Annotated in this window: 19 protein-coding genes; 15 read left to right on the top strand and 4 right to left on the bottom strand. The window is 68.3% G+C overall.

The features are described 5' to 3' along the window. The first annotated feature begins 10 nt into the window (after positions 1-10). Positions 11-898, top strand: coding sequence for an oxidoreductase (locus AU196_RS05415; RefSeq protein WP_059094063.1), 888 nt, complete (start codon positions 11-13; stop codon positions 896-898). 25 nt (positions 899-923) lie between these two features. Further along, entirely contained in the window at positions 924-1,424 is a 501-nt protein-coding gene (locus AU196_RS05410; protein ID WP_059094062.1) for an SRPBCC family protein, read from the top strand. Here the strand turns inward: AU196_RS05410 and AU196_RS05405 are convergent. After that, positions 1,421-2,917 carry a carboxylesterase/lipase family protein gene (locus AU196_RS05405; protein WP_059094061.1) on the bottom strand — a complete coding sequence of 499 codons (1,497 nt, stop codon included), beginning with the start codon at positions 2,915-2,917 and terminating at the stop codon, positions 1,421-1,423. The genes AU196_RS05410 and AU196_RS05405 overlap by 4 nt on opposite strands. 71 nt (positions 2,918-2,988) lie before the next feature. Between AU196_RS05405 and ypfJ the strand changes: the two genes are divergently transcribed. From ypfJ to AU196_RS05385, 4 genes are all read left to right on the top strand, one after another. Next, a complete protein-coding gene (gene ypfJ, locus AU196_RS05400) occupies positions 2,989-3,879 on the top strand; it encodes a KPN_02809 family neutral zinc metallopeptidase (RefSeq protein WP_059094152.1) in 891 nt (296 codons plus the stop codon). Beyond that, complete coding sequence (locus AU196_RS05395) at positions 3,872-5,524, top strand: DUF885 domain-containing protein (protein WP_059094060.1); 1,653 nt, start codon at positions 3,872-3,874, stop codon at positions 5,522-5,524. Before ypfJ ends, AU196_RS05395 begins: the two co-directional genes overlap by 8 nt. Then, the gene (locus AU196_RS05390) at positions 5,521-6,057 is read left to right on the top strand and encodes a DinB family protein (protein ID WP_059094059.1); all 537 of its coding nucleotides are present in this window, start codon (positions 5,521-5,523) and stop codon (positions 6,055-6,057) included. The genes AU196_RS05395 and AU196_RS05390 overlap by 4 nt, the downstream gene beginning before the upstream one ends. A 99-nt stretch (positions 6,058-6,156) precedes the next feature. Then, positions 6,157-7,740: an HNH endonuclease signature motif containing protein gene (locus AU196_RS05385; RefSeq protein WP_157546044.1), complete on the top strand. Its 1,584-nt coding sequence runs from the start codon at positions 6,157-6,159 to the stop codon at positions 7,738-7,740. A gap of 24 nt (positions 7,741-7,764) precedes the next feature. Here AU196_RS05385 and AU196_RS05380 read toward each other — a convergent pair whose 3' ends face one another. Continuing rightward, complete coding sequence (locus AU196_RS05380) at positions 7,765-8,658, bottom strand: acyl-CoA thioesterase (RefSeq protein ID WP_059094057.1); 894 nt, start codon at positions 8,656-8,658, stop codon at positions 7,765-7,767. A gap of 116 nt (positions 8,659-8,774) precedes the next feature. Between AU196_RS05380 and AU196_RS05375 the strand changes: the two genes are divergently transcribed. The 4 genes from AU196_RS05375 (at position 8,775) to AU196_RS05360 (ending at position 13,131) form a co-directional block, all read left to right on the top strand. Further along, complete coding sequence (locus AU196_RS05375; protein ID WP_059094056.1) at positions 8,775-9,401, top strand: TetR/AcrR family transcriptional regulator; 627 nt, start codon at positions 8,775-8,777, stop codon at positions 9,399-9,401. Between the two features lie 78 nt (positions 9,402-9,479). Next, positions 9,480-10,709 (top strand): amidohydrolase family protein, encoded by a 1,230-nt coding sequence (locus tag AU196_RS05370; protein ID WP_059094055.1) that lies wholly within the window; start codon positions 9,480-9,482, stop codon positions 10,707-10,709. After that, a complete protein-coding gene (locus AU196_RS05365; RefSeq protein WP_059094054.1) occupies positions 10,706-11,863 on the top strand; it encodes an acyl-CoA dehydrogenase family protein in 1,158 nt (385 codons plus the stop codon). The genes AU196_RS05370 and AU196_RS05365 overlap by 4 nt, the downstream gene beginning before the upstream one ends. Beyond that, positions 11,863-13,131, top strand: coding sequence for an acyl-CoA dehydrogenase family protein (locus AU196_RS05360; protein ID WP_059094053.1), 1,269 nt, complete (start codon positions 11,863-11,865; stop codon positions 13,129-13,131). Before AU196_RS05365 ends, AU196_RS05360 begins: the two co-directional genes overlap by 1 nt. A gap of 14 nt (positions 13,132-13,145) precedes the next feature. On the opposite strand, the gene AU196_RS05355 is transcribed toward AU196_RS05360, so the two are convergent. Next, complete coding sequence (locus AU196_RS05355) at positions 13,146-14,162, bottom strand: Rv2578c family radical SAM protein (RefSeq protein WP_059094052.1); 1,017 nt, start codon at positions 14,160-14,162, stop codon at positions 13,146-13,148. Positions 14,163-14,297: 135 nt separating this feature from the next. Here AU196_RS05355 and AU196_RS05350 point away from each other — a divergent pair, with 135 nt between their 5' ends. Then, complete coding sequence (locus AU196_RS05350; RefSeq protein WP_011559693.1) at positions 14,298-14,501, top strand: cold-shock protein; 204 nt, start codon at positions 14,298-14,300, stop codon at positions 14,499-14,501. Between the two features lie 336 nt (positions 14,502-14,837). Here AU196_RS05350 and AU196_RS05345 read toward each other — a convergent pair whose 3' ends face one another. After that, positions 14,838-15,248 (bottom strand): Rv2576c family protein, encoded by a 411-nt coding sequence (locus AU196_RS05345; protein ID WP_231737374.1) that lies wholly within the window; start codon positions 15,246-15,248, stop codon positions 14,838-14,840. Between the two features lie 179 nt (positions 15,249-15,427). Between AU196_RS05345 and urtA the strand changes: the two genes are divergently transcribed. From urtA to urtD, 4 genes are read left to right on the top strand one after another with little or no spacing between them, the layout of a single operon-like run. Further along, the gene (gene urtA / locus AU196_RS05340; protein ID WP_059094051.1) at positions 15,428-16,693 is read left to right on the top strand and encodes an urea ABC transporter substrate-binding protein; all 1,266 of its coding nucleotides are present in this window, start codon (positions 15,428-15,430) and stop codon (positions 16,691-16,693) included. Between the two features lie 34 nt (positions 16,694-16,727). Beyond that, positions 16,728-17,612 (top strand): urea ABC transporter permease subunit UrtB, encoded by an 885-nt coding sequence (gene urtB / locus AU196_RS05335; RefSeq protein WP_059094050.1) that lies wholly within the window; start codon positions 16,728-16,730, stop codon positions 17,610-17,612. Next, positions 17,609-18,718: an urea ABC transporter permease subunit UrtC gene (gene urtC, locus AU196_RS05330; RefSeq protein WP_059094049.1), complete on the top strand. Its 1,110-nt coding sequence runs from the start codon at positions 17,609-17,611 to the stop codon at positions 18,716-18,718. Before urtB ends, urtC begins: the two co-directional genes overlap by 4 nt. Next, complete coding sequence (urtD, locus tag AU196_RS05325) at positions 18,715-19,542, top strand: urea ABC transporter ATP-binding protein UrtD (protein WP_059094048.1); 828 nt, start codon at positions 18,715-18,717, stop codon at positions 19,540-19,542. Before urtC ends, urtD begins: the two co-directional genes overlap by 4 nt.

The raw sequence follows: 19,542 nt of genomic DNA, 5'->3' as shown, positions 1-19,542 counted from the left end.
TTGGGCGCTCATGGCCACCCGCATAGCCCTCGTCGGCCCAGGCGCCATCGGCGCGACGGTGGCCGCCCTGCTCCACGAGGCCGGCCGGCCGGTGCTGCTGTGCGGTCGTACCGCCCGCGACCGGCTGGAGGTCCGGCCCGACGACCGCGCGCCGATCCGGGTGCCGGGCCCGGTGCACACCGACCCCGGACAGGTCGACGGCCCGGCCGACGTGGTCCTGCTGGCGGTCAAGGACACCCAGAACGAGGCGTCCGCGCCGTGGCTGGACCGGCTGTGCGGCGAGCACACCGTGGTGTGCGCGCTGCAGAACGGCGTCGAGCAGACCGAGCGGGTCGGCCGGTTCTGCCCGGGCGCGAGGGTGGTCCCCGCCGCGGTGTGGATGTCCGCCGAGACCGACGAGCAGGGCTTCGTGCGCCTGCGCACCGACGCCCGGTTGGTGCTGCCCGCCACCGGCGCGGCTCAGCGGCTGGCCGACACGCTCGCCACCCCGCATCTACGCGTCGAGTGCGACCCCGACTTCCTGACCGCGGCGTGGCACAAGCTGCTCGTCAACGCCGTGGTCGGCCTGATGGTGCTGACGGGACGCCGCGCAGGGATGTTTCGCCGCGACGACATCGCCGCACTCGCCCGCGCCTACCTCGCGGAGTGCCTGGCGGTCGCACGCGCCGACGGGGCTGCCCTCGGCGACGAGGTCGTGGACGAGGTCATCGGAATGCTGGCCGCCTCGCCGCCCGACATCACCACCTCGATCCTCACCGACCGGGAGGCCGGGCGCGCCCTGGAGTGGGACATCAGGAACGGGGTGATCGCCCGCAAGGGGGCCGCCTTCGGCATCGCGACGCCGATCAGCGACATCGTGGTGCCGTTGCTCGCCGCGGCGGGAGACGGTCCGGGCTGACAGTGGACACCGTCGGCTACGGTGTATGCCCATGCACGCCTGCGAGCGCGTCGACCTGTCCTTCGTCGACTCCGCGCCGTACCGCTTCGTCAGCACCGTCGATCTGGCCATCACCCCCGAGCAGGTCTTCGAGGTGCTCGCCGATGCCGAATCGTGGCCGCACTGGGCGACGGTCATCACCAAGGTGACGTGGACGAGCGCGGAACCGCGCGGTGTCGGCACCACCCGCACCGTGCACATGCGCGGCGGCATCGTGGGCGATGAAGAATTCCTGGCGTGGGACCCGTTCCGCCACATGGCTTTCCGTTTCAATGAGGCGTCGACGGGCAGCATCGCCGCGTTCGCCGAGGACTACCGGGTGGTCGAGACCCCGGGTGGCGCTCACCTCACCTGGGTGATGGCGATGAAGCCCAACGGGCTCGCGGCCCGGATCGGGATGTCGCTGGGCCGGCCCGTGATGGGTCGGCTGTTCCAGCGGTTCCTGCACAACCTGCGCCGCTACACCGACCAGCGGTTCGGCGGCTAGTAGACCCCGCTCCACGCGCTGCGACGGACGACGTCGGGATCATCGACGGACTCGTCGCGCATCGAGCGGATCACCCGGGTGCGCCTGCGGCCGGCGTCGTAGCGCGGCCAGTCGTCGCGCCACTGTGCGCCGGACTCCCAACCATGGGTGGCGAAGTCGAGCCAGGTGCGCTGCATGCGCCGGCCCACCGAGGGCGGCAGGTGCCTGCCGAGGGGGTGCAGCTTGCGGCCGAGGTACGACGTGTAGCTGTGCTGGATGTGCACGATCTCGCTGCCGTGGGTGGCGCCGAGCCCCAGCGCCCGCAGCGCCACCGCGGTGTGGTCGAAGCGGTACGCGTAGGTGGGGGCCTGTGCACCGTAGGCGTCGGTGAACGCCCAGGTCGGCGCGCCGAACATGACGTCGGATCCGATGGCGACCAGGGCCTGGCGCCGGGGGTATCCCGGATACGCGGACAGGATCCGCTCGCGGGCCTCGGGCGCGCACCTGTCGAACCAGGAGTCCACACCGGCCAGCGTGGTCGGCAGCATCGGCGGCTTCCCCCACGCGAACATGGACGCCTCGTGGCTGTTGGTGCCGATGATCAGCGGCACCGGGCGGACCGCGCCGGCGCGGGCCGCCTCGATCGGGTGCCTGGGCAGCAGATCGACGCCGTGGGTCAGCCCGTACGCCAGCGTGGGTGTCTCGGCGACGCTCTCGAGTTGCAGCAGACCCGCCGCCCGGCGCAGCGACCGTTGCGGTGCCGACTTGACCTGGTCGGGATCGAGGTTCAGCAGTTCGAGGAAACGTGTGGACCGTGCGGCACGGGTCTCGCGATCGGCGATCAGCGGCAGCGCCGGGCTCTGCGCGATCGCCCCGGCGAACAGGCCGTCGGCGGCGGGGCTCGCGAGCAACGCCAGCACCGACGTCGCACCCGCCGACTCGCCGAACACGGTGACCCGGTCCGGGTCGCCCCCGAACGCGGCGATGTTCTCCCGTACCCACTGCAGCGCCGCGATCTGGTCGCGGAGCGCGAGATTGTCGGCGAAGCCGTCGCCCAACGCGGACAGGTCGAGCCCGCCGAAGACCCCGATGCGGTAGGTGACGTTGACGACGACGACGCGGCCGGTCGCGGCCAGGCGCGATCCGTTGTACAGCTGCAGTTGGCCCGCCCCGTAGACGAACGCGCCCCCGGGGAGCCACACCATCACCGGCAGCGCGGCCGTGGTGTCCGGAGACCAGACGGTCAGCGTCAGGCACGCCTCGTCGCGGTTCTTCGGGTCGTCGCGACCGCCGCCCACGAACGATCTCCCCTGCGGCGGGATCGGCCCGTGTTCGCAAGCGTCCCGCACCCCGCTCCACGGTTCCGGCGCGACGGGCGCGGCGAATCGGCGCTCGCCCAACGGCTGGCGGGCGTACGGCACGCCGCGCCACACCCCTACGCCGCCCTCCCGGGTGCCGTTCAACTGCCCGAGCGTGGTGTTCGCGACGGTTTGAACTTCGGCGACGGCGGACACACCCGAATCGTAGTGTGGACTCTGGACACCGGCGCCGACTCGCGCCGCACCGAGCGCGGATGGAGTGTGCGATGACCTTCAACGAGGGCATGCAGATCGACACCAGCACCAGCTCGAGCAGCGGCGGCGGCCGAGGCGGTGGTCGCGGCATCGCGGTCGGCGGTGGGGTCGGCGGCCTGCTGATCGTGGTCATCGCGCTGTTCCTCGGTGTGGATCCCGGCACGGTGCTGCCGGAGCAACAGCAGATCGGCACCGAAGGCGTCCAGACGCCGGGCTTCGACCTGAGCCAGTGCAAGACGGGCGCCGACGCCAACGAATTCGTGCAGTGCCGCGTGGTGGCGACCGGCAACTCCCTCGATGCGGTGTGGTCGCAGTTGAAACCGGACTACACCCGGCCGCAGGTGGAGATCTTCTCGGGGAGCGTGGACACCCGCTGCGGTCCCGCCACGAGCGCGGTCGGCCCGTTCTACTGCCCGGCCGATCAGACCGCCTATTTCGACACCGACTTCTTCGACGTCCTGCGGGATCAATTCGGTTCCAGCGGCGGACCGTTCGCCCAGGAGTACGTCGTCGCCCACGAATTCGGCCACCACGTGCAGCAACTGCAGGGTTCGCTCTCGCGCGCCCAGGAGGATCCGGAGGGGCCCACCGGTGGCGGGGTCCGCACCGAACTGCAAGCCGACTGCTACGCGGGGGTGTGGGCCCACTACGCGGCGGTCACCACGCAGGAGAGCACCGGCGTCCCCTTCCTCGAACCGTTGACCGACAAGGACATCGCCGACGCGCTGTCGGCGGCCTCCGCGGTCGGCGACGACCGGATCCAGGAGGCCGCGACGGGCCGCGTCAATCCCGAGTCGTGGACCCACGGTTCGTCCGAACAGCGGCAGAAGTGGTTCACGGTCGGCTACCAGACCGGCGACCCGACGAAGTGCGACACGTTCGCCACGAACGACCTTGGTTAGGGAACCCACGGCGGTCGACGCCGTCGCCGAACGCTACCTCGACACCCTCGCCGCCCTCGACCCTTGCACCGCAACCGAACTCGGCATCTCCGGCGGTGACCGCAACTACGACGAGGACATCACCGACTACTCCCCCGACGCGGTCGCCGCCCGCGCGGAGGCCGCCCGCACGGCGCTCAAGGAACTGCGCGGCGTCGTCGCGGTGGACGAGACCGACGCCGTGACCGTCGCCGCGATGCGCGAACGGCTCGGGGTGCTCATCGACATCCACGAGGCCGGACTCGACATCGGTGAGCTCAACGTGATCGCCTCGCCGCTGCAGACGATGCGCGACGTGTTCGACCTGATGCCCACCGACACCGCGGAGGACTGGACGGTGATCGACCGGCGGCTGGCGACGCTGCCGGACCGGGTCCCCGGCTACGCCGAGGCGCTGCGCACCGCCGTCGCCGAGGGCCACCCGCCGGCGATCAGGCAGGTGGAGCGGGGCATCGAACAGGCCGCTCAGATCGAGCAGTTGTTCGTCGACATGGTGGCCGGCGCCGCGCCCGACGCACCGGCGCTGCAGGCCGACCTCGAGCGGCACGCCGCCGCCGCCGCGGCGGCCTACCGCGATCTGGAGCGGACCCTGCGCGAGGACATCGCCCCGCACGCCCGCGAGCGGGACGCCTTCGGCCGGGATGCGTACCGCCTGATGTCGCGGTCGTTCCTCGGCACCGAAGTGGACCTCGACGAGACGTACGCCTGGGGTCTCGAACACCTCGAGGCGATCGTGGCCGAGCAGGCGACCGTCGCCGAACGGCTCTACCCCGGTGCGGGTGTCGCCGAGACGATCCGCCGTCTCGACGACGAACCGCGCTATCAGGTGCACGGCACGGACGCGCTGCAGGCATGGATGCAGGATCTGTCCGACCGTGTGGTGGACGCCCTGGCGGGCACGCACTTCGACATCGACCCCGCGCTGCGCAATCTGGAGTGCCGGATCGCGCCCACCCATACCGGCGGCATCTACTACACGGGCCCGTCCGAGGACCTCACCCGGCCCGGCCGGATGTGGTGGTCGGTGCCGCGCGGCAAGGAGACCTTCCACACCTGGCAGGAGACGACGACGGTGTTCCACGAGGGGGTGCCCGGACACCACCTACAGATCGGTCGCGCCGTCGTGCTCGCCGAGCGGCTCAACCGGTGGCGCCGGTTGGGCTGCTGGGTGTCCGGCCACGGTGAGGGCTGGGCGCTCTACGCCGAGCGGCTGATGGCCGAGCTGGGGTGGCTCGACGACGACGGCGCGCGCATGGGCATGCTCGACGCGCAGGGGTTTCGCGCCGCGCGGGTGGCGATCGACATCGGCCTGCACTGCGAACTCACCGCACCCGACGGCGGGACGTGGGACGCCGACCGGGCCTGGGATTTCCTCGCGCAACACTGCGCACAGTCGGAGAAGACGCGCCGCTTCGAACTCGACCGCTATCTCGGCTGGCCGGGTCAGGCCCCGTCGTACGCCGTCGGGCAACGGATCTGGGAACAGTTGCGGGAGACCATGGTCGCGCGCAGCATGCCGCTCAAGGAGTTCCACAGCCGCGCACTGGATCTCGGTGGGCTGCCGCTGGACGTGCTGCGCTCGGCGCTGGTCGGCGAGCTCGCGTGACACGCGAGGGCGATCCGATCGAGCCGGACACCAAGGACTGGACCTGGGTGCTGTCGCGGCCGTGCTCGGAGTGCGGGTTCGACGCGTCGGCGGTGCACCACACCGAGGTCGGCGAGGTGATCCGCCGCGACGCCGACGAGTGGATCCGCCGACTCGAGGCGCCACGCGCGACGGTCCGTACCCGGCCCGGCGTGTGGTCGGCGCTCGAATACGGCTGTCACGTCCGGGATGTGCACCGGATCTTCAACGAGCGGGTGACGCAGATGCTGACCCAGTACGAACCGCTGTTCGCGAACTGGGACCAGGACCGGACAGCCCTTGAGGACGACTACGCAGGCCAGAACCCGGCCGTGGTGGCCGGTGAACTGTTCGACGCAGCGGTGACGGTCGCCGATACCTACGCCTCGGTGCCGGAGGACGGGTGGTCGCGACGCGGGCTGCGCAGCAACGGCAGCGAGTTCACCGTCGCCTCCATCGCCGTGTACCACGTGCACGACGTGGTCCACCACGCGTGGGACGTCGACGAGCTTTGAGGGGCGCACATCTGAGAAGTTGTCCCCAGCCGCGAATTGATCCACAGGCGTGGGGTTTTCGCGAGCTGCGTGTCATACCGTCCGAGTACTGTCGCAAGTGTGTTCGATGGTTCGTTACCCGAGATCGCCGACTACTCCGCGCTCAGTGACGCGGAGCTGGTGCTGGCGTCGGCAGGGTGGGGACGGGCCGAATCGGCGGCCGCCGCGCGCAAACTGGCCGCGATGGCAGAACTGTTCCGTCGCCGCACCGGTCTCGAAGACGCCGTCGAACGCGAGAACTGGTTCATCGACGCCGAGACCAACGTCCTGGCCGATCTGGCCGGCGCCCACCACATCACCGAAAGCCTCGCCAGACACCAAACCCAACGCGGGGTCATGCTGGCCGACCGCTTCCCCAGAGTCGCCGCCCTCTTCGAAGCCGGCCTGATCAACGACATGTTGATCCGGGCGATCGTCTACCGCACCTACCTGATCACCGACCCCGACGCGATGGCCGCCGTCGATGCCGCCCTGGCCGAACAGGTCCTGGCCTGGGGACCAAAGTCACAGAGCAAGACCGAGGAAGCCATCGACGCCCTGGTGGAGATCCACGACCCCGGCGCGCTGCGCCGCCGCGAACCGACCACCCAAACCCGCAACCTGGAATTCGGCACCATCACCGACGACGCCGGGATCATGACCGTCTACGCCCGCATGTACAGCCCCGACGGGGCCGCGTTGAAGGACCGCGTCCAAACGATGGCCCGCTCGGTATGCCCCGACGACCCCCGTCCGATGAAGGAGCGCCTGAACGACGCGTTGGCCGCCCTGTCGGCGGGGACTGCGCTGCGCTGTGAATGCGACAATCCCGACTGCCCCGCCACCAGCCTGGATCGTCCGCCGTCCAATGTCATCCTCCACCTCATCGCCACCGAGGAAGGCCTCGACAAAGCCCTCCACGCTCACACACAGGCAGAGGCCGGATCCGAGGAGGTCGAGCCGGATCCCGCCGGGCAACAAGATGAGCCGGCCGGTGAAACCCCCGACGGTGCGGGCGCCACGGCGACGGCGTCCACACCTCCCACCCCGACCGCGACACCGGCGCTGGGTTATGCCTTCGGGGCCGGGGTGCTCAGTCCCCGGGTGCTGCTGGCGTTGTTCGACCGCGCCAAGATCCACCGGCTCGAACACCCAGGCGACGCCCCGCCGGAACCGCGCTACCGGCCCTCGGCGGCGTTGCAGGATTTCGTGCGCTGCCGCGACTTGACGTGCCGGTTCCCCGGCTGCGACCAACCGGCCCACCGCTGTGACCTCGACCATGCCGTGCCCTATCCCGCCGGCCCGACGTGCGCATCGAATCTGCGCTGCCTGTGCCGAAAACACCACCTACTGAAGACCTTCTGGACCGGCAAGACCGGTTGGCGGGACAGGCAGTCGCCCGACGGCACCATCGTCTGGACCTCGCCGACCGGACAGTCCTACACCACCCACCCCGGCAGCGCATTGCTGTTCCCGACCCTGTGCATCCCCACCGCGCCGGCACCGCTACGGCCCGACCAGACCACCGAACTCATGAAGGGCCGCGGCCTCAACATGCCCAGACGGCGCCACACCCGCGCTGAGAATCGCGCCCGCTACATCCAAGCCGAACGCCGACTCAACGACGACCTCGTCGCCGAACGCAACAAACCCTCACCCTTCTGAGGGCGGCGCGCCGATGGTGTTGGGCTACAGACGATTCTGCGTGGCGATCGAGTTGTCGGTGGTACGCAGCGGCCGGATCAACGCATCCTGGCTGAACGAGGCGATCAACTCACCCTCTTCGGTGTGCACCGCCCCGCGCACGTACGACATGCCCGCACCGACCTGGGTGCTCTCGTGGGTGTAGAGCAGCCAGCCGTCCCAGCGCACCGGCTCGTGGAAACTCACACTGATCGTCATCGGCGCCGTCGACACGGTCAGGTGCGCCTGCGCCGTACCGATCCCCTCGTGGGCCCGCATCGTCGTCGAGATGCCGAGGTGGCCAGTGAAATACGCGACCAGTGCCTTCGCCAGGTCGTCGCGCTGCGGAATCGGGTCGTAGTGCAGCCAGGCGTGCAGCTCGGGAGGCCCGACCTCGTCGGGGCTGTTGACGTCGACGACGTCCACCAGCCGCACCTCCCGGCCCACCATCGGCATGTCGGCCTGATTGGCCTCGGCCGGCCCCGCCACCGCGGGCCGCGGCAGGTGGTGGCGGATCACGTCCCCCGACGGCACGTCGGTGAACACCGTGACGGCGATGCACCGCTTGCCGTTCTGCGAGGCGGACACCACTGCGGTGGCCGTCGACCGCCCTTCGGACACCACGTCGATCTCGAACTCGACGGGCGGCCCGACCAGCACCACGCGGGAGAACACGGCGTACGCCGAACGCACCGATTTGTCCGGAAACCGCTTGGCCACCGCCACGATCGCCTGCGCCAGGACCTGCGTGCCCTCGACCACCTGCCGCTCATCGGCGGCCGCCACACCGGTCTGCGCGGTGAAGCGGTCGTCGCCCGCGGGCTGGGCGTCGAACAGGTCGAGCAGCATCTCGACCGTCCACTGGCCGGCAGTCGTCTCTTGCGTTGAATCGGTGGTCATATCCGTCTGGCCCCTGTTCCGTAGTCTTCGGTGCACCCTATCGAGAAGCTACATAGGCCTCTGCGAAAGCGGTAACGTCATTCTCACCCTGTGCAGCCGACGCGGAAGGTGTTCCCATGTCCAAGCCCAACGGCCGGTCGGGCATCGTGGGCGAGGACGGCGCATCGCGTCCCGAACGGTTCATGCGCTCCGCACTGGCGATCCTCGGCGAGACCGGTCGCACCGACTTCACGGTGCTCGAGGTCGTGGAGCGTTCGAAGACCTCATTGCGGTCCTTCTACCAGCACTTCTCCACCAAGGACGAGCTACTGCTGGCCCTCATCGAGCGCATCATGGCCGAATCGGCCCGGCATTGGCGCGCCGCAACCGACGACCTGTCGGGTCCCGAGGCGCTGCGCGCGCTCATCGACCGCATCTGCGTCCCGCCCGGATCGGACACCCAGGATCGCGTCAACAAGGGTCTGACCTCGTACAACGACCGGCTCGCCGAGTCGATGCCGCGGCAGTACGCCGCGGTGCTGGCCCCGCTGCACGCGCTGATCGCCGACCTCATCCGGCGCGGCATCGTCGACGGCGACTTCCGTGACGACCTCGACGTGGACGCGACATCGGCCCTGATCATGCAGTCCGTGCTCGGCGCGATGCGGCTACGCGTCCTCGGCGCCGAACTGTCGGGCGCCCCCGTGGACGCCCGCCACATCTACGACTTCTGCGTACGGGCCCTCTCCGTGGCGGCGCGCTGACCGCACCCCTGTTTACCCCTCTTCCCAAGTGGTAATGTCATTACCACTTGGCGTGAACACGACTTCCAGGAGGCGGATATGCCATCTCGCGACCTGCCCTATCCGGTCTTCGACGGGGACAACCACTTCTACGAGCCCAAAGAGGCCCTGACGCAGTTCCTGCCGGAGCACCGCAAAGGCGTCATCGACTACATCGACGTCCGGGGCCGCACCAAGATCGTCGTGCGTAACACGATCAGCGACTACATCCCCAACCCGACATTCGAGGTGGTGGCCCGGCCCGGCGCGCAGGAGGAGTACTTCCGACACGGCAGCGGCGGTAAGAGCTTCCGCGAGGTCATGGGCAAGCCCATGAAGGCGATCCCCGCCTTCCGCAACCCCGAGGCGCGCCTCGAAGTGCTCGACGGGCTCGGGCTGGACTACTCGATCATGTTCCCGACGCTGGCAAGCCTGGTCGAGGAGCGCATGAAGGATGACCCGGACCTGATCCTCGACATCATTCATGCGCTCAACCAGTGGATGTATGAGACCTGGCAGTTCGACTACGAGGGTCGGATCTTCTCTACGCCGGTCATCAATCTCAGCGTCGTCGATCGCGCGCTCGAAGAACTCGAGTGGTGCCTCGAGCGCGGCGCGAAAACCGTACTCGTCCGCCCCGCCCCGGTCCCGGGCTACCGTGGGACCCGCTCGCCGGGCCTGCCGGAGTTCGACCCGTTCTGGGACGCCTGCGTCAAGGCCGGGATCCCCGTGTCGATGCACGCTTCGGACAGCGGCTATGCGCAGTACCTCAACGACTGGGAACCGGCCGATGAGTACCTGCCGTTCAAGCCGACCGCATTCCGGATGGTCTCGATGGGCAAGCGCCCGATCGAGGACACCATGGCGGCGCTGGTCTGCCACGGCGCGCTGACCCGCAACCCGGACCTGCGCATCCTGTCGATCGAGAACGGGGCATCGTGGGTGCCGTACCTCTTCTACCAGTTCAAGGACGTCTACTCGAAGATGCCGCAGGAGTTCCCCGAGGACCCGATCGAAGCCTTCAAACGCTGTGTGTACGTGGCCCCGTTCTGGGAGGACAACTTCAAGCAGATGTCCGAACTGCTCGGTGTCGACCGCGTGATCTTCGGTTCGGACTGGCCGCACCCCGAAGGCCTCGCCGATCCCATCAATCTGGTCGGTGATCTCGAAGAGCAGGGCCTCGACGAGGAGTCGATCCGAAAGATTATGGGCGGCAACCTCGTCGACCTTTTCAAGGTGCCCAACCAGGTCGTCCACCGTCCCGACGTGCCCGCCCTGGTCATCGCGTGACGACAGACGTCACCTCCCCGGAAAGCCTGTTGTTCGCCTCGACGGCGCAGGCCTTCCTCGAGAAAGAGGCGTCACTGGCGCGGGTACGCGAATTACACTCCGCCGGAACCACCTTCGAGCCGCAGTGGTGGCAGCGCGCCGCCGAACTGGGGTGGGCCAGCCTGCTGGTGCCCGAAGAGCTCGGCGGCGGCAGCGTCTCCGGCAACGGGGTCGCTGACCTGGCGCTCGTCGCCGAGCAGATCGGCAAGACCGTGGCGCCGGGTCCCCTGCACCCCGTCTCCACGGTCCTGGCCGGGCTCGTCGACGCCGAGGAACCCGAACGCCACGGCGAGCTCATCGAGTCGCTGATCAGCGGTGAATCCGTGGCGTCGTGGGCGGTCTACCGACCGGGCCGCGGCTGGGCGCCCCACGACCCCGGCGTCACGGCATCCGCCTCCGGGTCGGGCTACCGCCTCGACGGCGTCGCCGACCGCGTGGAGGCAGGCGCGGAGAGTGCCGCTCTGCTGGTGGTCGCCGCCTGCGACGGTGCGCTGCGTCAGTTCGTGGTGCCGACGGATACGCCCGGGGTCACCGTCGAAGCGCAGCGCTCCATCGATCTCGTCAAACGCCATGCGCGGGTGACATTCTCCGGTGTGGAGGTCGACGCGTCGGCGGCGGTCGGCACCGCCGAGCAGACCGGGAGTCTCATCGCCAGACAGAGCCAGATCGCCCAGCTGCTGCAGTGCGCCGAGGTGGTGGGCATCCTCGGCGCGGTCGTCGACATGACCGTCCAGTGGGCGTTCGACAGGCATTCGTTCGGCCGCCCGCTGGCCTCTTACCAGGCGCTCAAACACCGCTTCGCCGACCTGCGGATCGGCCTCGAGGCGTGCCGGGCGACCACCCGCGCCGCCGTCGCGTCGGTGGCGAGCCGATCCGCCGACGCCGAGTTCAACGTCAGTGCCGCCAAATCGTATGTCGGCGAACATGCTTCGCCGATGATCCAGGACTGCGTGCAACTTCACGGCGGTATCGGGGTCACCTGGGAACACGATCTGCACCTGTACCTGCGGCGAGCGACGCTGTACCGGTCGATGTACGGCACACCAGAGGACCACAATCTGCGCGTCTATGCCCTCACCGAAGAGGCCCTCACCGAAGAGTTGGAGCCCGCCTGATGACCGAGACGCCCACACGTGCCCAGTCGGCACGGGCCGACGCCACCGAGTCGGTCGCGGAGTTCCAGGCCAGGGCCCGAGCGTGGCTCGCCGACAACATGCCCCGCATCGACCCGGACAATCCGCCCGACGCCGACCGCGGCGAGGAGGGGCCGTGGCTGCGCGCGCGCGAACTGCAGAAGAAGCTGCACGCGGGCGGCTTCGCCGGGATCTGCTTCCCGAAGGAGTACGGCGGGCTGGGGCTGCCGATCGCCTACCAGCGCGCGTTCGACCAGGAGTCGAAATCGTATGAGCTGCCGATCATCCTGAACACCCCCACCTTCACGATCTGCGCCGCCACCATCCTCGACACCGGCAACGAAGCGCAGAAGCAGCAGCACATCGGCGGCGCCATCCGCGGCGACGAGATCCTGGTGCAGCTCCTGTCGGAGCCCAGCGGCGGTTCGGACCTGGCGGGCGTCATCACCCGGGCGGACCGCCGCGGCGACAAGTGGGTCATCAACGGTGCGAAGACGTGGAGCACCAGTGCCTTCGCCGCCGACTACGGCCTCCTGCTGGCCCGCACCGACTGGGATGTGCCCAAACACGAAGGCCTGACGATGTTTCTGGTGCCGCTCGACGCACCGGGGATCACGATGCGCCGGATCAAGCAGGTCGACGGGGGCAACGAATTCTGCGAGGAGTTCTTCGACGACCTCGAACTCGGCGACGACGCGGTGGTCGGCGAGGTCAACAAGGGCTGGGAGGTGGCCTCGCGGCAGCTCTACCACGAGCGCCGCGCGGTCGGAGGCGGTTCGGAGTTCGCCAGCGGCATCGGGCCGGAAGGCGTCTCCGACCAGCCGGTCGACTACGTCGAACTGCTCGCCGCCACCGGCCAGTCCGACAACGAACGCGTCCGCGAGATGGCCGGGCGGGCGCTGGTCCGGCGCAAGGTGCAGGAACAGCTGATCGACCACGTCTACCACGGTGTGCTAGACGGCAGCCTGCCACCGGCGGCCGGGTCCATCATCCGGATCACCCACGCCGAGTCGATCCAGTTCGAACTCGATACGGCACTGTCGATCTCGGAGAGTTCAGGCGTCGTCGACGCCGGCGACGGACTGGCTCAGTTCGGTGACCGCTATCTGTCGCGGCAGGCCGCGTCGCTCGGCGGCGGCACCACCGAGATCGCCCGCAACATCATCGGCGAACGCGTCCTGGGCTTCCCCCGGGAGCCGGCCGCCGACCGCGGGGTGCCCTTCAAGGACGTCAAGCGCAACAAGACCTGACGCAGGGCCGAGTTCTAGAACAGCGTGGGCTGCATCGGACCCGTGGCGACGGCGGTCGCGCCGACGAGCGGTTCCGGACGTCGCGGGTTTCCGGTCAGCCCGTGCCCGGCCAGCAGCGGTGCCACGCGGGCACGAAGCATCTCCCGATAGTCCGCCGGCAGATAGGCGCCCCGCCGGTAGAGCGCGCGGTACTCCCCCACCAGCTCCGGGTGCGCACGGGCCAGCCACGCCATGAACCATCCCCGCGTCGACCCGCGCAGATGCAGCCCGAAGACGGTGGCGCTGCGGGCGCCCGCGGCCGCGATCTCGCCCAGCAGCGCGTCGAGGTGTGCCACCGAATCGGTCAGGTGGGGCAGCACGGGGGCCACCATCACATGGCAGTCCAGCCCGGCCTCCCGGATGGCGGTGATCAGCGCCAGGCGTGCCTGCGGCGACGGCGTGCCCGGTTCGACGTCGCGGTGCAGGTCCGGATCGCCCACCGCGAGCGAGACGGCCACGCTCACCGGAACCCGTTGCGCCGCCTCGGCGATGAGCGGCAGGTCCCGGCGCAACAGCGTTCCCTTGGTCAGGATGGAGAACGGCGTGGATGAATCACGCAGTGCGGCAATGATTCCCGGCATGAGCGCATAACGGCCCTCGGCCCGCTGATAGGGGTCGGTGTTGGTGCCCAGGGCGACGGTGTCCCCCGTCCACGACGGCCGGCGCAACTCCCTGCGCAACACGTCTACTACGTTCGTCTTCACGACGACCTGGGTGTCGAAATCGGCGCCGACATCGAAGTCGAGGTACTCGTGGGTGGGGCGGGCGAAGCAGTACCGGCAGGCGTGTGAACAGCCGCGATAGGCGTTGACCGTGTACTGGAAGGGCAGCATCGAGGCATTCGGCACCTTGTTCAGCGCCGACTTGCACAGCACCTCGTGGAACGTCATCCCCTCGAACTGCGGCGTCCGCACACTGCGCACCAGGCCGATCCGCTGCAGGCCGGGCAGTGCGCCGTCGTCGACCTCGACCCTTTGACCGGACCACCGCATGACCCCATTCGAACGTACATTCGACTGGGTGTCAAGGGGCGGATCTCCCTGGGATTCTCCCGGATCACACACCCCGTGCTAGCCTCGTCGGAGAATGCTTTCTGCATTCGTACGTAAGTCGAAAGAAATCACGATATGACACAGGGAACCGTTAAATGGTTCAACAGCGAAAAGGGCTTCGGCTTCATCGCTCCCGACGGCGGCTCTGACGACGTCTTCGTCCACTACTCTGAGATCCAGGGCGGCGGCTTCCGCTCGCTCGAGGAGAATCAGCGGGTCGAATTCGAGATCGGACAAGGTGCAAAGGGTCCGCAGGCTACCTCGGTGACCGCGATCTAGCAGACTTCAACGAACTGTGGGCCGCCGGATTATTCCGGCGGCCCACAGTCGTTTTCAGGTATCGAACGTCACCGATTTCCCTTGTCCGGTGCGTCGGAGAATTCCGGGTTCTGCACCGGCGCAGACGATTCCTGCGCCGGGCTCGGTTCGGTGACGACGGGATGCGAGAAAAGATCGCCGTGTTTCATAGGTGAAAACCCTTCACGAGTTTCTATGGAGTGGCCGTCTCATCGGCCGAAAATCACCGCTGACAGAAGCGGTTCCTCACCCACTCTACGCTTCCGTCCGCGGCGGCACCGAACGGCTCCCCCGGTGTCGACCACGCGCCGGATCACCTCACCAGGCGCGTAACGAGCACTGTGTGCCGCTGCCGCCGTCGGACTGCACGACGACCGCCCCGTCGACGGCGATCTCGCAGTGGAAGTTCGGCGGAACGCGAAGGGCGCCGCTGGCACTGACCAACGCCCACTGTGTGGGGTCGGCGAGCGTGGTCTGGAAGACCCACGGAACACCCGGCTTCAGCGGCACCTTCACATTCGTCAAGTACTTCGACGAGTCGGCGTCGAACTCCGCCCGGCCCGGCGGCTCGCTCGCCAGATAGTAGATCTGGGCGTTGAGTTCACTCTGCGCGACGACCGTGTAGGTGACGGTGTGCGCGCCGGACTCCGCCGCCGGGTCGGCGTGCGCCGGAGCCGTTGTCGCCGTCATCGCCGCCGCGACCGCGATCGATACCACCACTGTTCGCATGCCGGCTACATCGGCCGCGCGGGTTACCCCGTTACAACCCGGCTCAGACGTGTAATCCAGCAGGTTAATGCGTTCGTCACACACAGTCATTTCCCAGAAACACCGGCACCTTAACGTGCCGATGCGGCACTGCGACGGTGCCTGCGCTCCCGCGCTGTTGACCCAGGGAAAGGCCCCACATGCGACGACCAGGACGCTCCTCTCTCCACAGATCGGCTCTCGCCGCGGGAAGTCTGGTGGCCGTGACCAGCATGTTGCTGGCCGGCTGCGGCTCCAAGGCCACCGACACCGACGCCGCGAGCGCCGAGTCCTGCGTCGACACCTCCGGCCCGGCCATCAAGGTGGGTTCGCTGAACTCGCTGTCGGGCACGATGGCGATCTCGGAGGTCACCGTCCGCGACGCCATCAAGCTGGCCGTCGACGAGATCAACGGCGCCGGCGGAGTGATGGGCAAGCAGATCCAGCTCATCGGTGAGGACGGCGCTTCGGAGCCGACGGTGTTCGCGGAGAAGGCCGAGAAGCTGATCAGCAGCGACTGTGTCGCCGCGGTGTTCGGCGGCTGGACGTCGTCGAGCCGGAAGGCGATGCTGCCGGTGTTCGAGAGCGCCAACTCACTGCTGTACTACCCGGTCCAGTACGAGGGCCTGGAGGCGTCGAAGAACATCTTCTACACCGGCGCGACCACCAACCAGCAGATCGTCCCCGCGCTGGACTACCTCAAGGAACGCGGCGTCACATCGCTGTACCTCGTCGGCAGCGACTACGTCTTCCCGCAGACGGCGAACCGGATCATCAAGGCCTACGCCGACGCGAACGGCATCGAGATCAAGGGCGAGGACTACACCCCGCTCGGATCCACGGACTTCTCGACGATCGTCAACAAGGTCCGCACCGCCGACGCGGACGCGGTGTTCAACACCCTCAACGGCGACTCCAACGTCGCGTTCTTCCGTGAGTACCGCAACGTCGGCCTGACGCCGCAGGACATGCCGGTGGTGTCGGTGTCGATCGCCGAGGAAGAGGTCGGCGGCATCGGCGTGCAGAACATCACCGGACAGCTGACGGCCTGGAACTACTACCAGACCATCGACACCCCGGTGAACAAGGCGTTCGTCGAGGCCTACAAGAAGGCCTACGGCGCCAACAAGCCCACCTCCGACCCGATGGAGGCCGCCTACGTGTCGGTGTACCTGTGGAAGAACACCGTCGAGAAGGCGCAGTCGTTCGACGTCAAGGCGATTCAGGACAACGCGGGCGGCGTCTCGTTCGACGCGCCCGAGGGCAAGGTCACGATCGACGGCGAGAACCACCACATCACCAAGACCGCCCGCATCGGCGAGATCCGCCCCGACGGGCTGATCTACACGATCTGGGAGTCCCCGGGACCGATCGAGCCGGATCCGTTCCTCAAGTCGTACCCGTGGGCCGCGGGCCTCTCCAGCTGATCGGGGCGAGCGAAGCGACGGGAGAAAGTCCTCGATGGATGTCCTGATCGGGCAGCTGGCAACGGGATTGAGCCTCGGCTCGATCCTGTTGCTGGCTGCGCTCGGGCTCTCACTGACCTTCGGTCAGATGGGGGTCATCAACATGGCCCACGGCGAGTTCATCATGGCCGGCTGCTACACCGCCTACGTGGTGCAGCAGGTGTTCTCCAGTGCCGGTGCGTCACTGCTGATCTCGCTGCTGATCGGGTTCTTCGTCGGCGGCGCGATGGGCGCGCTGCTCGAGGTGACGCTGATCCAGCGGATGTATCACCGTCCGCTGGACACGCTGCTGGTCACGTTCGGCGTGGGGTTGATCCTGCAGCAGATTGCCAGGGACATCTTCGGCGCCCCTGCGGTCAACGTCGTTGCGCCGGCGTGGCTTTCCGGCGGGGTGGAGATCCTCGGCGCGGTGGTGCCGAAGACGCGCATCTTCATCCTGGTGCTGGCGGTGCTGTGCGTGGCGGTGCTGGCCACCGTGCTCAAGACCAGTCCGATGGGCCGGCGCATCCGCGCCGTCGTCCAGAACCGCGACCTGGCGGAGACCAGCGGGATCTCGTCGCGCAAAACCGATATCACCACGTTCTTCATCGGGTCGGGTCTGGCCGCCGTCGCCGGGGTGGCGCTGACCCTGATCGGGTCGACGAGCCCGACCACCGGACAGAGCTTCCTGATCGACGCCTTCCTCGTGGTGGTCGTCGGCGGTCTGGGGCAGATCAAGGGCACGGTCATCGCGGCGATGGCGCTGGGATTCCTGAACTCGTTCATCGAGTACAACACCACCGCCTCGCTGGCCAAGGTGCTCGTCTTCGTGATCATCGTGATCTTCCTGCAGGTTCGTCCCCAGGGCCTGTTCACCGTTCGGACAAGGAGTCTCGTATGAGGACGCTGCTCGGGCGGTGGCAGACGTGGGCGGGGTTCGGCGTCGCGGCGCTCCTGCTCTTCGCGGTCGCGCCCGCGGTCCTGTCGGATTTCCGGCTCGGCCTGCTGGGCAAATTCCTCTGCTTCGCGATCGTCGCGGTCGGCATCGGCCTGGCATGGGGCCGGGGCGGAATGCTGGTCCTCGGTCAGGGGGTGTTCTTCGGCCTCGGCGGATACATGATGGGCATGCACCTCAAGATCTCCGACGCACAGCTGCGCGGAGACGACGTGCCGGACTTCATGCAGATCGCCGGTGTGCGCGATCTACCCGGCTATTGGGCGCCGTTCGCCTCGCCCGCCGTCACGCTGCTGGCCATCGTCGTCATCCCGACCGGCATCGCCGCGGTGCTGGGGTTCGGGGTGTTCAAACGCCGGGTCAAGGGCGCCTACTTCGCGATCCTGTCCCAGGCCCTGGCGGCCGCGCTGGCCATCCTGCTGGTCGGGCAGACCGGGCTGGGCGGAAGCAACGGCCTCACCAACTTCCGGACGTTCTTCGGGTTCGCGCTCAACGATCCGGTCAACAAGCAGATGCTGTACTTCATCGCCGCGGCCGTGCTGCTGATCGTCGTGGCGGTGGCGCGCCAGCTCATGCAGAGCCGCTACGGCGAACTGCTCGTCGCGGTCCGCGACGGGGAGGAGCGCGTGCGCTTCCTCGGCTACGATCCCGCCAACATCAAGGTCGTCGCCTACACCGTGGCCGCACTGTTCGCCAGCATCGCCGGTGCGCTGTTCGCCCCGATCGTCGGGTTCATGGCGCCGTCCCAGGTGGGCATCCTTCCGTCGATCGCCTTCCTCATCGGCGTCGCGATCGGCGGCCGCACCACGCTGCTCGGGCCGGTCCTCGGCGCCATCGGCGTGGCGTGGGCGCAGACGCTGTTCTCCGAACGCTTCCCGTCGGAGTGGATCTACGCCCAGGGGCTGCTGTTCATCGTCGTCGTCGGGTTCTTCCCCGCCGGTCTGGCCGGCCTCGGCGTGCTGCTCACACGGCGCCGGAGGAAGAAGGCCGAACCCGCGGCCGCGCAACCGGATCCCGACCCGGAACCCGAGAAGGTGGGAGCGCCCACATGACCACCACCACCGACCGCGAACCGGTCGCAGGCGGCAACGCCGGCATGGGTGCGGAGTATCTCGAAGTCCGCGGGCTGACCGTCGATTTCGACGGGTTCAAGGCGGTCAGCGATGTGAACCTCACCCTGTTCCAGGGTGACCTGCGTTTCCTCATCGGGCCGAACGGGGCCGGCAAGACGACGGTCATCGACGCGATCACCGGTCTGGTCAACGCGTCCGGGTCGGTCAACAAGTCCGGCGTCGAACTGCTCGGCAAGAAGGTGCACCAGATCGCCAAGCTCGGCGTCGGACGGACCTTTCAGACGGCGAGTGTCTTCGAACAGCTCACCGTGCTGCAGAACCTCGACATCGCCGCGGGCGCACACCGGTCGGTCTGGACGCTGCTGCGCCGCAGGCACGGAGTGTCACCGGCCATCGAGGAAGCGCTGGAGACCGTCGGCCTGACCGAGATGGCGGACAAACCCGCCGGCGTGCTGGCGCACGGGCAGAAGCAGTGGCTCGAGATCGGCATGCTGCTCGTCCAGAACGCGGACGTGCTGCTGCTCGACGAACCCGTGGCCGGGATGAGCACCGAGGAGCGCGAGGAGACCGGGAATCTGTTGCGGCGCATCGGCGGTCAGCGCACCGTGGTCGTGGTCGAGCACGATATGGACTTCATGCGTGCGTTCGCGACGTCGGTGACCGTGCTGGCCCGGGGTCAGGTGATCGCCGAAGGATCGGTCGCCGAGGTGCAGGCCAACCCGAAGGTGCAGGAGGTGTACCTGGGCACGGCGGCGGCCGGTGCGGACGGTATCGACGGCGACCTCGTCGTGGAAGGTGACTGA

Source organism: Mycobacterium sp. IS-1742 (assembly GCF_001500125.1).
GTDB lineage: Bacteria > Actinomycetota > Actinomycetes > Mycobacteriales > Mycobacteriaceae > Mycobacterium.
The sequence above is the reverse complement of the archived record's forward strand: the minus strand, read 5'-3'. Positions and strand labels throughout refer to the sequence as shown.

What these genes read in the sequence shown, in the direction of transcription:
- urtB (WP_059094050.1), top strand. Translation starts at nt 16,728, where the DNA reads ATGGATGTCCTGATCGGGCAGCTGGCAACGGGATTGAGCCTCGGCTCG.
- AU196_RS05380 (WP_059094057.1), bottom strand. Translation starts at nt 8,658, where the DNA reads ATGACCACCGATTCAACGCAAGAGACGACTGCCGGCCAGTGGACGGTC.
- AU196_RS05345 (WP_231737374.1), bottom strand. Translation starts at nt 15,248, where the DNA reads ATGCGAACAGTGGTGGTATCGATCGCGGTCGCGGCGGCGATGACGGCG.
- ypfJ (WP_059094152.1), top strand. Translation starts at nt 2,989, where the DNA reads ATGACCTTCAACGAGGGCATGCAGATCGACACCAGCACCAGCTCGAGC.
- AU196_RS05410 (WP_059094062.1), top strand. Translation starts at nt 924, where the DNA reads ATGCCCATGCACGCCTGCGAGCGCGTCGACCTGTCCTTCGTCGACTCC.
- urtD (WP_059094048.1), top strand. Translation starts at nt 18,715, where the DNA reads ATGACCACCACCACCGACCGCGAACCGGTCGCAGGCGGCAACGCCGGC.
- AU196_RS05355 (WP_059094052.1), bottom strand. Translation starts at nt 14,162, where the DNA reads ATGCGGTGGTCCGGTCAAAGGGTCGAGGTCGACGACGGCGCACTGCCC.
- urtA (WP_059094051.1), top strand. Translation starts at nt 15,428, where the DNA reads ATGCGACGACCAGGACGCTCCTCTCTCCACAGATCGGCTCTCGCCGCG.
- AU196_RS05415 (WP_059094063.1), top strand. Translation starts at nt 11, where the DNA reads ATGGCCACCCGCATAGCCCTCGTCGGCCCAGGCGCCATCGGCGCGACG.
- AU196_RS05370 (WP_059094055.1), top strand. Translation starts at nt 9,480, where the DNA reads ATGCCATCTCGCGACCTGCCCTATCCGGTCTTCGACGGGGACAACCAC.
- AU196_RS05350 (WP_011559693.1), top strand. Translation starts at nt 14,298, where the DNA reads ATGACACAGGGAACCGTTAAATGGTTCAACAGCGAAAAGGGCTTCGGC.
- AU196_RS05375 (WP_059094056.1), top strand. Translation starts at nt 8,775, where the DNA reads ATGTCCAAGCCCAACGGCCGGTCGGGCATCGTGGGCGAGGACGGCGCA.
- urtC (WP_059094049.1), top strand. Translation starts at nt 17,609, where the DNA reads ATGAGGACGCTGCTCGGGCGGTGGCAGACGTGGGCGGGGTTCGGCGTC.
- AU196_RS05360 (WP_059094053.1), top strand. Translation starts at nt 11,863, where the DNA reads ATGACCGAGACGCCCACACGTGCCCAGTCGGCACGGGCCGACGCCACC.